The sequence below is a fragment of the Flavobacterium sp. AJR genome, assembly GCF_002156885.1.
GTDB lineage: Bacteria > Bacteroidota > Bacteroidia > Flavobacteriales > Flavobacteriaceae > Flavobacterium.
Map to the genome: position 1 here is coordinate 24,134 of NZ_NCWQ01000008.1, position 11,852 is coordinate 35,985.

Sequence of the window (11,852 nt, forward strand, 5' to 3'; positions counted from 1 at the left end):
AATTTCTATAATTTTAACATTTTGTTTATACAATAACTTTGTCTGAATAAATACTTACTTATGAAAAAAATAATTTTGTCAGCTATCATGTTGCTAGGATTAGCATTTACAGCACAAGCACAAGACATTTCTAAAAATGCGCTTGGATTGCGTTTAGGGGATAACCACGGATTTGGAGGAGAGATTTCTTACCAGAGGGCATTATCTAAAAATAATAGAATTGAAGCCGATTTAGGTTGGAGAAATAGCAACGATGTAGATGCTTTTAAATTAGTAGGGCTATACCAATGGGTATGGAACATAGACCAAGGTTTTAACTGGTACGCAGGTGTCGGTGGTGGTATTGGCAGCTGGGATCATGATTACCATGGCTATAGTGACAGTGGAACTTTCGTATTTGCAGCTGGAGATATAGGTATCGAGTACGGATTTAAAGAAGTGCCAATTTTACTTTCACTAGATGCAAGACCAGAAATTGGTTCTGGATATTACGATGATGATAATTTTGGATTTGATATCGGATTAGGAATCAAATTTCAATTTTAATAAATGTATTTATAAAAAATCCTGTCATTAAGTATGACAGGATTTTTTTTTATTTAATGATAATTTCTTTTTTCGAATTTATTTTTACCACCGCATAAGGATAAGTAATAACTTGCATTACCATACTATCAGGCGCAGGAGCAGTTTCTTTAACAGTTATAATAATATTTTTATCTGTTTCTTCTACTTTTTCAACTCCTATAGAATAACCTCCAGTATTTTTCTCTCCCATATTCAGGACAATATAATTTGCCTTTTTTATATCGTCTTCTTTTATTTTTCCTTTTAAGCTCTCATCGCTGGTCAACATCTTGATTTCATTAGGTTCGCTCAATATTTCAAAAAAATGAATATTTCCACCACCATCACTTTGCTGAGTCAAAACTTCATACAAAGCAGTATTTTTATCTCCAGATTTTGTTGCCCCACAAGAAATTACAAGAACCGAAACAAATAAGACTAGTATTTTTTTCATTGTTAACTTTTTAAATTAATATTTTACTGTACTCCTTTGTGATCTTTATAATCATTAATCGCTTTTTGATATAATGCTTCATACTTTGGCAAAATATTCTTAATATCAAATTTCTTTGCAACCTCCAGAGCATTCGCTTTAAACACATTTAAAGTCGCATCATCCTTAAGAATCTTAAGAGCGTTCACAGCCATTTCTTCAACATTACCTACATCGCTTAAATACCCCGAATAACCATCAAAGTTTACCTCAGGCAAACCACCCGAGTTACTAGAAATTACAGGAACACTACAAGACATTGCTTCAAGCGCTGCCAAACCAAAACTCTCTGTTTCAGACGGTAATAAAAATAAATCCGTAAAACACAAGATTTTATCTATTTCGTTACTATTCCCAAAAAAGATTACTTTATCATAAATCCCTAATTCCTGGCATAAAATCTCGGCTTTCTCCTTTTCAGGCCCATCACCTACCATCATTAATTTTGCAGGAATCTCTTTTTGGATATTATAAAAAATCTTGATAATATCCGGGATTCTTTTTACTTTTCTAAAATTACTAATGTGTGTAATAATACGTTCGTTTTCCTTTGCCATAACATAACGATGACAAGGAGCGTCAGGATCTTTTTTAACCTTATCCAGTTCGATAAAATTAGGAATCACCTTTATCTTATTCTTAATATTGAATAATTTTAATGTATCATCTTTCAAACTCTGAGAAACCGAAGTCACATAATCTGATTTGTTAATACTAAAAGTTACTGCAGGTTTATAAAACGGATGATTCCCAACCAAGGTAATATCCGTTCCGTGAAGCGTTGTAATCATCGGGATATGAATTCCTTCATTTTTAAGCATTTGCTTGGCCATATAGCCTGCATACGCATGAGGAATTGCATAATGTACATGAAGCAACTCAATCTTATATAACTTCACCATGTCTACCAATTTGCTTGACAAAGCCAACTCATACGGTTGGTAATGAAACAAAGGATATTCAGGAACATTTACTTCGTGATAATGTACGTTAGGATTCAAAAGTGCCAACCGAACAGGCTGACTATAAGTTATAAAGTGAATTTCGTGACCACGTCTTGCTAATTCAAGACCGAGCTCTGTTGCTACAACCCCGCTCCCACCAAAAGTAGGATAACAAACTATTGCTATTTTCATGTATTAATTTTAGTCTTACGAAAGTACTTAAAATTAGTGTTGAATTGAAATTTTAGAATGTTAATAATATTCAATCATTAGAGTTTAAAATTTTCAGAAGCAGTAGTTTTCATTCCTAAAAGAACCATCTGTCCCGCTGTCCACTATATCTTTTTTAGTCAAAAAAAAGACTAAAAAAGGATATCATTCCCATCGGGGCTAAATTAGAAGATTAGTTTTCATAAGACAATATCACTCAACAACCTTTGTCAAAGTTTTAAAACTTTGACAAAGGTCTCCAGACGATATAAACCAAGCTAATAGCGCGATAAACTATTGCAAAACAAATAACACATTACAAACATTGCCAACGGTTTCAACCGTTGGAGCACAATGTATTATCACAATCCGTATCACATGGTTGAAACCGTGAGCTATAATCAAAATGCAATAGAGCAAAAAAAAAGGCATAAAATCTAAATTTTATGCCTTTTGTAATTTATCTATAATAAAGATTTAAAAGAATCTACTATGCCAGCTATCTGCTGCTGGAACTTCCCAAGATTCATTAAATTCTTCAATATTGTTTACCAAATTATTAAAAACGATAGTGTTTTCAGTAACTGCTTTATCCTTCACCATTTTCTTAAAATCAATCAATGGCTTGTGAGCAATATGTTCTCCTAATTTAAAAGTAACATTCATCTTATCCAGCAAGTCTACATTGTATTTTTTCTCAAGACTTTGGATAAACTCTACCGATGAATCGATAGAACATCCTGTTGCAGCTTGCACATCCTGATCTACAGCAATAATTATAAATCGGTTGTATTTAAGCAAGTATGATGATTCTAAACTAGTTCCGTGTGCTGCCCAAGATTCAAGGAAACCTTGTAAAGCAGTTTCGATTTCAGAAAATTCTTCGTCCGAGAACTTTCTATTGGATTGATAAATCCAAATCTTTGATTCTCCGGGTAAATTTTCAAAAGGAATATACATTTTTTTTTATTTTAGATTTTAAACAGTTTAAAGTTTCATGTTTAAAGTTCAAAACCTTAGAACCTCAGAACCTATGCAACTTTGAACCTTTTTTTTAAACTTTGAACCTTTCCTAAACTACAAATCCTGTGCATTAGCGATTAACTCGGCAATGTCCATTACTTTAGTTTCAGCTTCTTTTTCTTTATTTTTGATACCATCCGTTAGCATTGTATTACAAAACGGACAAGCAGCAGCAATAATATCTGGTTTTACTTCCAGAGCATCTTCAGTACGTAATACGTTTACTTCTTTGTTTCCTGGCTCAGCATCTTTAAACATTTGCGCTCCACCAGCTCCACAACATAATCCGTTTGCTTTAGAGCGTTTCATTTCGACCAACTCAATATCAAGTTTCTCAATTAATTCTCTTGGTGCTTCGTATATTTTATTAGCTCGTCCTAAATAACATGGATCATGAAACGTAATACGTTTTCCTTTAAACTGTCCGCCTTCAATGGTTAATCTACCATCATCCAGCAATGATTTTAAGAATTCTGTATGGTGTACAACTTCATATTTTCCACCAAGTTCAGGATACTCATTTTTTATTGTATTGAAACAATGCGGACAAGCGGTAACTATTTTTTTTGCTTCATATGCATTCAGAACTTCGATATTCATCATAGCTTGCATCTGAAACAAAAACTCATTTCCAGCACGTTTTGCAGGATCTCCAGTACAACTTTCTTCTGTACCAAGAACCGCAAAAGAAACATCTGCACGATTTAATATTCGCACAAACGCTTTTGTGATTTTTTTTGCTCTATCATCAAAACTTCCTGCACAACCTACCCAGAATAAAACTTCTGGTTGTTTTCCTTGGGCTAGCATTTCTGCCATTGTTGGCACAACTAAACTTTCTGACATGTTCTTTTTTTGTTTAATCGGTTAATCGTTAAGTGGGTAATTGTTATAAAACAAATCTACCTTCAAACTTTCACTAAAAACCGAAAAATTATTTTATTCTATTAATTAAACGAATTACCGATTAACCAATTAAACTTTTTTAATTTTCGTTTTTCCAGTTCAATCTATCTTGCTGATTGTACTGCCATGGTGCTCCATTATTTTCAATATTCGTCATCATTGCATTTAAAGGCATTGGTGCAGCGCTTTGCTCCATAACCAAGTAACGACGCATATCCATAATAATAGATAACGGACTAATATTTACAGGACACTCTTCTACACATGCATTACAAGATGTACAAGCCCATAATTCTTCCGGAGTGATATAATCATTTAATAAAGACTTATTATCTGGAACAAAAACTCCTTTATTAGCATCTATATTTTTTCCTACTTCTTCTAATCTATCTCTTGTATCCATCATAATTTTACGAGGAGACAATTTTTTTCCTGTTTGATTTGCAGGACAAGATGAAGTACAACGACCACATTCTGTACACGTATAAGCATTTAATAACTGAACCCAGTTTAAATCCTGAACATCACTTGCTCCAAATTTAGCTGGTGCAGCATTTTCATCTGCCGGAGGTGCCGCTGCAAATGGATCAGCGTTAGGATCCATCATTAATTTAACCTCTTTTGTAACCGATTCTAAATTATCAAATTGTCCTTCTGGTTTCAAATTAGCAAAATACGTATTTGGGAAAGCTAATAAAATGTGTAAATGTTTAGAGAAGTACAAGTAGTTCATAAAAATTAAGATACCTATAATATGCAACCACCAAAATACTTCAAACAACAATACAACCAATTCGTTTGACAATCCGTTAAACATTGGTGCTACAAACTGACTCACAGGAAAACTTCCTGCTTTATGAAAAACTCCTCCAGGAACATTTTGCAAATGAAAATCAGAAGCATTCATCAATAAAAACAATACCATCAAAACGACCTCAAAATACAAGATGTAATTTGCATCATTTTTAGGAAACCCGTTTAAATCTGGATTAATAAAACGCTTTAATCGAACAATATTTCTTCTTATCCAGAAAACCGATACTGCAACCAGAACTAATAATGCTAATATTTCAAAAGAAGCTATCAGTACATCATATACTGGTCCTAAATATGGCGCAAATACTCTGTGCGTACCAAATAAACCATCAATAATGATTTCGAGTAATTCAATATTTATAATTATAAAACCTACATAAACAACAATATGCAATACTCCTGCTATTGGTCTTTTTACCATTTTAGACTGACCAAGGGCAATCATAGCCATGTTTGTCCAACGTGCTTTTGGATTGTCTTTACGGTCTACATCTACTCCAAGCTTTATGTTTCGGATGATTTTTTTTACGCTAGACGCAAAAAAACCAAAACCAATTATAAGAAGAATGGCAAATAAAATATTATCTAAATAACTCATATCTTAAGCTTATTTTTTAGAAATCGAATCGTTTACTGGTGCTACGTATGGTTTGTTTTTCTTACCAAAAAGAGAAACATTTACATAACGTGTTGGCGACAAACGTACATCTTGTAACAACAACTCTAGTTCTTTAGATGTTGCTTGTAGGTTATTATAAAGCGCTTCGTCTTTTAGTAATTTACCCATTGTACCTTTACCTGAATTTAATCCATTCATTATACCATCAACTTTAGCCAATGTTTGGTTTAAATTTCTAACCGTTTTTCCTAGATCTGCTTTATTTAATGAATCTGATATTTTAGAAAAATTCCCAGAAACTTTATTAAAGTCAGTTACAATACCGTGAATTTGGTTTTTGTTATTATCTAAGATTGAATTTACACTAGCTGAAGCTTTATGAAATTGAGCCATAGTTTCGCTTAATTCTGCCAAAGTCTTTTTTAAATCTTCTTGCCCTTTTTGATCAAGAATATTGTTTAATCCAGAAACTAGTTTATCTATATTAACTAACATCTTCTCTACTTTATCCTGAACTGGAGCTAATTTATCTGCTAAACCTGCTGTTAAACCAAGTTTAGTAGTTCCTTTTAACATTTGCCCGTCTTCTGCTGGCTCTTTATCATTAAAGTTTGGAATGATTGAAATTTGTTTTCCTCCAATAAATCCAGGCTCATATATAGATGCAGTACTAGATTTAGAGATTGGAAAATCAGTTTTCAACTGTAATTCCACTAATAATTTTCCTGTAGCTTCGTTAATTTTTATACCGTTGATTTTTCCAATTGCTAAACCGTTAAGAGTAACAGGTGCAGATGTAGCTAAACCTTCTACATTGTCATATTCAACATAAAATGTTTTGTAGTTTGTAAAGAGGTCTTTGCCTTTTAGAAAGCTGTACCCCCAAATAAATAATAAAATTGATGCGATGACTAAAATAGCCGTTTTAATTTCTCTTGTTAGTTTCAAAATTGTAAGTGTTTGTACAAATTTAATATAAAAATATTGAACTTGTAATTATTATTTAAGCGAGTCTTGGATACTAATTTTTTCTCCATTTTTAAATGCAATCAAAAAAGCAGAGTCAAACCCCTTATCTTTTGCTTCTTGCAAATATTTTTTTGCTTGATTATAATCCGCTGTTTGCTGGTAGGTGTATTTATAAACATTATTCTCATATACTACAGAAACTCCAGATAATCCCTTAAAGTTAGATGGCGCCAATGGAGTCTTTTTTATACTAGCCAAAAGTTGTACCTTATATATAGAACCTGTTAAATTAGGTTTTACTGTATTTTTTTGAGCTGGTGCAGTATTTACATTTCTTACAGGTGTAGAATCTTTAACTGCATTTTCTATCATCTTAGTAGATGGTTTTTCATCAACAACATCGGCAGAACCAGTACCAAAATATTCTTTTTTATAACTGATAATAGCATCAGCAATTGCTTTTGCATATTCATTTTGTCCAGCATCAGAATTTAAAATATCTCCTTCTGTAGGATTAGAAATAAAACCTGTTTCTACCAAAACTCTTGGCATATATGCTTTATGAAGTACCATAAAAGGAGCTTGTTTTACTCCTCCATGACGTAATTTTTTCCCGAGAATATCAAAACCTTCTTCTATTTTACTTGCTAATGCAATACTATAATCTAAATATTCTTCTTGCATTAACGTCATTCCGATCATAGATTCTGGCGAATTAGGATCAAAACCTTCGTATTTACGTTTGTAATCTTTCTCTAAGGTAATAACGGAGTTCTCTTTTTTTGCCGCTTCAAGATTCGAAGCAATTTTATTCATACCCATAACATAGGTTTCTGTACCAAATGCAGCAGTATTTTTATTTGCATTACAATGTATAGACACAAAAATATTAGAATTTGCTCTATTAGCAATATTGGCTCTTTCGACCAAATCTATAAAAACATCCGTCTTACGAGTATAAATAACATCAACATTCGGATAAGACTCTAGTAATTTACCTACTTTTAAAACTATAGCCAAAGCAATATTTTTTTCAATTCTTCCGCTATAAACCGCTCCAAAGTCATGATCTCCGTGACCCGCATCCAGTGTTACTTTAAACACATTGGACTGACTATAAGCAGAAATCGATATTATAGTTAGAAATAAACTAAATATTACCCTAATTTTGCTAAATATATTCATAAATTTAAAAGTTAATTTTAATAAAACACAACTGTTATAATTTTTTCAATTGATTATTTTTGACAAAAAATTATATGTAAGTTTGACATGTCAAAAAACAAGCCATATTTTTACAAAAATAGTATTTAAACCTTTGCATACAAACTTATTTAATATCGTTTTATTATCATTTTTCCTAACGCTAGGATGCGGTAATCTATATTCTCAAGAAACAAACAAAAAAAAGAAAGCTGCAAGCGCTAATAAACAGCCAGATAGCATCAAAACTGCAACTATTGATACCATAAAGGTAGATAGTATAAAACCCAAAAAAGCTTTTTTGGATGGCAAAGTAAAATACAAAGCCAAAGATTACGCAAAGATTGATCAAAAGCGTAAACTTATCACCTTATATAATGAAGCTGAATTATATTATCAAGATGTCGAACTAAAATCGGGTATCATTGTTTTGGATTATGAAAAGAATGAAGTTTATGCAGGTCGATTAAAAGATTCTGCTGGAGTTTATACTCAATATCCAAATTTCAAACAAGGCGCAAGTGCTGTAGAACCCGATTCTATACGGTTTAACTTTAAAACCCAAAAAGCTTTAATTTGGAATTCGAGATCTGAACAAGGTGAATTTAGAATAAAAGCTGGTATCACGAAAAAAGAAAACGACTCTGTTTATTTCTTAAAAGGGGCTCGATTTACTACTGCAAAAGATGTAGATAATCCTGAATACTATTTCCAGACCAATAAAGTTAAATTTATTCCTGGAAAAAAAGTAATTACTGGTTTAACCAATATGGTAATTGCCGATGTACCTACTCCTATCGCCTTACCATTTGCCTATTTCCCGATGACAAACGAAAAAAGTGTTTCAGGTTTAATCCTTCCAAGTTATAATGACTCTAATACTCGAGGATTCTCATTACAAAATGGAGGTTATTATTTTGCTTTAAGCGATAATTACGACTTAACAGTCCTGGGAGATTATTACACCAACGGAAGTTATGCCATGCGATTTGAGTCGGCATATGCAAAAAGATATAAATATAGAGGTAATATTAATATTCGTTTTGAAAACCTGATATCTAGTGAAAGAGGATATCCAGATTACTCTAAACAAAACATCTACAACATTCAATGGTCACACTCTAAGGACACAAAAGCAAGTCCTAATTCAAGTTTCTCTGCTTCGGTGAATATGGGTAGTAGTAAATACTTTAAACAATCTATCAATCAGGCAAACATCGGGTCTAGCTTAAACAATACTTTAAGTTCATCTGTTTCTTACAGCAAAAACTTTAATACGTTACCACAAATACGTACATCGATAACTGCCACGCACTCGCAAAACACGCAAACGGAAGTTATTAATATGACGTTACCAACGCTTGAAGCAAGTGTAGACAGGATATATCCATTTGTTGGTAAAAATGGAGTTAAAAAAGGTTTTATCAAAAATATTAACTTTCAATATAACCTGAGTGGAAAAAATAGTATTGTAACAACTGATTCTTTATTTTTCAAACCTCAAATGTTTGATAATGCAAAAATTGGAGCTAAGCACAGCATTCCTATTAGTACCAACTTTAAAATATTTAAATATTTTAGTGCCAGTACAACTGCCAATTATCAGGAAGTATGGCAAACAAAAACTGTCGAAAAACATTACGATACTGACCAAAGTAAAGTAGTAGAAAATGTTGTAAATGGTTTTGATGCCTATAGAACCTACTCTTTTAGTTCTAGTCTTGGTACAACAATATACGGTACTTTTAATTTTGGCGAGGACAAAAAGATAAAATCGATACGCCACGTAATGCGTCCGTCTGTTTCTTACGGATACACACCAAGTTTCGAGAAATATTACGATACTTATGCTACTGATGCTACTGGTACTATAACTAAAGAATATAGCCGCTTTGAGGGAGGTATTTTTGGTGCTCCGGGTAATGCTAATTCTAATATTATAGGATTTGATTTAAGTAATACTTTTGAAGCTAAAGTTACAGACAGAGACAGCACAAAAACAGAACCTAAAAAAATAATGCTGCTTAACAATTTAAACTTCTCTACGAGTTATAATTTTAATGCCGATGGTATAAACTCATTTGCATGGCAACCTGTTAGAGTTAGTGGAGGAACACAACTTCTTCAAGACAAAATGAATGTCAATTTTGGAGCAACTTTAAACCCATATGCAATTGACAATTCCGGGAGACAAATAAATAAATTCAATATTGATAACGGAGGAAGTTTATTCCGAATGACGAGTGCCAATATGACTTTAAACTATTCTATCTCAAATAAGGACAAGGATAAAAAGAAGAAGGACGAGAACAAGCAAAGTGAAAGAAATGGTGGTCGTGAGGATGACTTGTTTGGAACAAATACCGACTTAAATGATCAACGTAAAAGTCAGTTTGATGGATCTGAAGAAGATGATAATGCAATAACTGAATTCTTTAATGCAAAACTTCCTTGGGATATGACACTTGCTTATTCCTTAACTTATGGGAATACTGCCAGAGAAAATAAAATCATCGGAAACTCTATAATGATTTCTGCTAACATGGACATTACCCCTAAATGGAAAGGTGGTATATCTACAGGATATGATTTTGTACAAAAAGGAGTTACTTTTACCCAACTTCGTTTTGAAAGAGATTTATTAAGCTGGAGAATGGATTTTAACTGGACTCCACTAGGTACAAATTCTAACTGGAATTTCTTTATCGGGATAAAATCGGGTGTTCTTAGTGATATCAAATGGAACAAAAGAAGTACTAATAACAGATAATATTATCTTGTTACAAACAAAAATACATTTAATTTAAATTGAGATAATCATGAAAAAAATCATTTTTACCGAAAATGCACCAGCTCCAATTGGACCATATAACCAAGCTGTTTTAAAAAACGATACTCTTTATGCTTCTGGTCAAATTGCTATTAATCCTCAAACTGGAGAATTAGTAACAGATAACATTCTTGATGAGACAAAACAAGTAATGGAAAACATAGCTGCAATTTTAAAAGCTGCAGATATGACATTTGAACACATAGTAAAAGCAACCATTTTTATTATGGACATGAATAATTTCGCTGCAATAAACGGCGTATACGGAGCTTATTTTGACGAAAAAACAGCACCTGCGCGCGAAACTGTTCAAGTAGCTTGCTTACCTAAAAATGTAAATGTAGAGATTTCTATAATTGCAATACGATAGCATTAAGTAGTAATTGTGCCGAGGCTTCATTTGTAGCCAACGGCACATTATGTACATCACATACCCGCACTAGCATATTAATATCTACACCATGTGCATGGCTTGCTAGTGGATCTTTAAAAAAGAGAACTATCTGAATTTTACCTTCTGCTACTTTTGCAGCAATTTGAGCATTACCTCCCATAGGTCCAGGAAGCATTTTAACTACTTTAAAGCCTGAATTCTCAACATTCCTTCCTAATATTCCTGTTGCTATAAGCTTCATTCTTTCATCCTGCAAAATGATTCTATTTTTATCTAAAAACTGAACCATGTCTGCTTTCTTCTTATCATGAGCAATAATCGCAATTACTATATATTTTTTCATGAATTAACACTAAATTTAGTATCAAATTTACGCAAAAAAAGACAGCTAAAAGTCTAAATTAATAAATACCAATCGATTACACAAAACAAGAAACAAAAAAACCGTTTCAAATAATTGAAACGGTTTTTATATATTTTTAATATCTTGATATTTATAATTGCAAAGCGATGGCATTTAATAATAACTGTGCAGATGCTTCATTAGTTGCCAATGGTACATTATGTACATCGCAAACACGGATTAACATATTAATATCGACCTCATGGGCATGGCTTGCAAGTGGATCTTTAAAAAAGAAAACCATTTGCGTTTTACCCTCTGCTACTCTTGCAGCAATTTGAGCATCACCTCCCATAGGACCAGAAAGCATTCTTCGAGCTTTAAAGCCAGCGTTTATAGCCTTGCTTCCTGTAGTTCCGGTAGCGATAAGTTTAATGTTTTCCTGAAGTAAGAGAGTTTTATTTTTATTCAAAAACTGAACCATATCTGCTTTCTTTCCATCGTGAGCAATAATAGCAATCTCCATACTTTTCAT

The 11,852-nt window shown here is 32.6% G+C and carries 12 protein-coding genes; 3 read left to right on the forward strand and 9 right to left on the reverse strand.

Going from position 1 to position 11,852, the window contains the following annotated elements; translation table 11 throughout:
* Positions 1-60 precede the first annotated feature (60 nt).
* The gene (locus B8T70_RS03325; RefSeq protein ID WP_039112772.1) at positions 61-546 is read left to right on the forward strand and encodes a hypothetical protein; all 486 of its coding nucleotides are present in this window, start codon (positions 61-63) and stop codon (positions 544-546) included.
* A 49-nt stretch (positions 547-595) separates the two neighbouring features.
* Here the strand turns inward: B8T70_RS03325 and B8T70_RS03330 are convergent, their stop codons facing one another.
* The 7 genes from B8T70_RS03330 to B8T70_RS03360 form a co-directional block, all read right to left on the reverse strand.
* Positions 596-1,021, reverse strand: coding sequence for a protease complex subunit PrcB family protein (locus tag B8T70_RS03330; protein WP_039112773.1), 426 nt, complete (start codon positions 1,019-1,021; stop codon positions 596-598).
* Between the two features lie 23 nt (positions 1,022-1,044).
* Positions 1,045-2,196 carry an N-acetyl-alpha-D-glucosaminyl L-malate synthase BshA gene (gene bshA / locus B8T70_RS03335; RefSeq protein ID WP_039112774.1) on the reverse strand — a complete coding sequence of 384 codons (1,152 nt, stop codon included), beginning with the start codon at positions 2,194-2,196 and terminating at the stop codon, positions 1,045-1,047.
* Positions 2,197-2,691: 495 nt separating this feature from the next.
* Positions 2,692-3,174 carry a hypothetical protein gene (locus B8T70_RS03340; protein ID WP_039112776.1) on the reverse strand — a complete coding sequence of 161 codons (483 nt, stop codon included), beginning with the start codon at positions 3,172-3,174 and terminating at the stop codon, positions 2,692-2,694.
* A 117-nt stretch (positions 3,175-3,291) separates the two neighbouring features.
* Positions 3,292-4,083, reverse strand: coding sequence for a (Fe-S)-binding protein (locus B8T70_RS03345; RefSeq protein ID WP_035620482.1), 792 nt, complete (start codon positions 4,081-4,083; stop codon positions 3,292-3,294).
* Positions 4,084-4,222: 139 nt separating this feature from the next.
* Positions 4,223-5,557 carry a (Fe-S)-binding protein gene (locus B8T70_RS03350; protein ID WP_086893913.1) on the reverse strand — a complete coding sequence of 445 codons (1,335 nt, stop codon included), beginning with the start codon at positions 5,555-5,557 and terminating at the stop codon, positions 4,223-4,225.
* Positions 5,558-5,566: 9 nt separating this feature from the next.
* Positions 5,567-6,526 (reverse strand): MlaD family protein, encoded by a 960-nt coding sequence (locus B8T70_RS03355; RefSeq protein WP_039112778.1) that lies wholly within the window; start codon positions 6,524-6,526, stop codon positions 5,567-5,569.
* A 51-nt stretch (positions 6,527-6,577) separates the two neighbouring features.
* Positions 6,578-7,732, reverse strand: coding sequence for an N-acetylmuramoyl-L-alanine amidase (locus B8T70_RS03360; RefSeq protein WP_039117401.1), 1,155 nt, complete (start codon positions 7,730-7,732; stop codon positions 6,578-6,580).
* Positions 7,733-7,814: 82 nt separating this feature from the next.
* Here B8T70_RS03360 and B8T70_RS03365 point away from each other — a divergent pair, with 82 nt between their 5' ends.
* On the forward strand, positions 7,815-10,520 hold the full coding sequence (locus B8T70_RS03365; protein WP_086893927.1) for a putative LPS assembly protein LptD: 2,706 nt from the start codon (positions 7,815-7,817) through the stop codon (positions 10,518-10,520).
* Between the two features lie 49 nt (positions 10,521-10,569).
* Positions 10,570-10,950: a RidA family protein gene (locus tag B8T70_RS03370; protein ID WP_035620489.1), complete on the forward strand. Its 381-nt coding sequence runs from the start codon at positions 10,570-10,572 to the stop codon at positions 10,948-10,950.
* Here B8T70_RS03370 and B8T70_RS03375 read toward each other — a convergent pair.
* Together B8T70_RS03375 and B8T70_RS03380 are read right to left on the reverse strand one after the other, a co-directional pair.
* Complete coding sequence (locus B8T70_RS03375) at positions 10,931-11,305, reverse strand: methylglyoxal synthase (protein WP_086893928.1); 375 nt, start codon at positions 11,303-11,305, stop codon at positions 10,931-10,933. The genes B8T70_RS03370 and B8T70_RS03375 overlap by 20 nt on opposite strands.
* Before the next feature lie 163 nt (positions 11,306-11,468).
* Positions 11,469-11,843, reverse strand: coding sequence for a methylglyoxal synthase (locus B8T70_RS03380; protein WP_039112940.1), 375 nt, complete (start codon positions 11,841-11,843; stop codon positions 11,469-11,471).
* Between the last annotated feature and the right edge of the window lie 9 nt (positions 11,844-11,852).

What these genes read in the sequence shown, in the direction of transcription:
- B8T70_RS03360 (WP_039117401.1), bottom strand. Translation starts at nt 7,732, where the DNA reads ATGAATATATTTAGCAAAATTAGGGTAATATTTAGTTTATTTCTAACT.
- B8T70_RS03380 (WP_039112940.1), bottom strand. Translation starts at nt 11,843, where the DNA reads ATGGAGATTGCTATTATTGCTCACGATGGAAAGAAAGCAGATATGGTT.
- B8T70_RS03340 (WP_039112776.1), bottom strand. Translation starts at nt 3,174, where the DNA reads ATGTATATTCCTTTTGAAAATTTACCCGGAGAATCAAAGATTTGGATT.
- bshA (WP_039112774.1), bottom strand. Translation starts at nt 2,196, where the DNA reads ATGAAAATAGCAATAGTTTGTTATCCTACTTTTGGTGGGAGCGGGGTT.
- B8T70_RS03350 (WP_086893913.1), bottom strand. Translation starts at nt 5,557, where the DNA reads ATGAGTTATTTAGATAATATTTTATTTGCCATTCTTCTTATAATTGGT.
- B8T70_RS03330 (WP_039112773.1), bottom strand. Translation starts at nt 1,021, where the DNA reads ATGAAAAAAATACTAGTCTTATTTGTTTCGGTTCTTGTAATTTCTTGT.
- B8T70_RS03345 (WP_035620482.1), bottom strand. Translation starts at nt 4,083, where the DNA reads ATGTCAGAAAGTTTAGTTGTGCCAACAATGGCAGAAATGCTAGCCCAA.
- B8T70_RS03370 (WP_035620489.1), top strand. Translation starts at nt 10,570, where the DNA reads ATGAAAAAAATCATTTTTACCGAAAATGCACCAGCTCCAATTGGACCA.
- B8T70_RS03325 (WP_039112772.1), top strand. Translation starts at nt 61, where the DNA reads ATGAAAAAAATAATTTTGTCAGCTATCATGTTGCTAGGATTAGCATTT.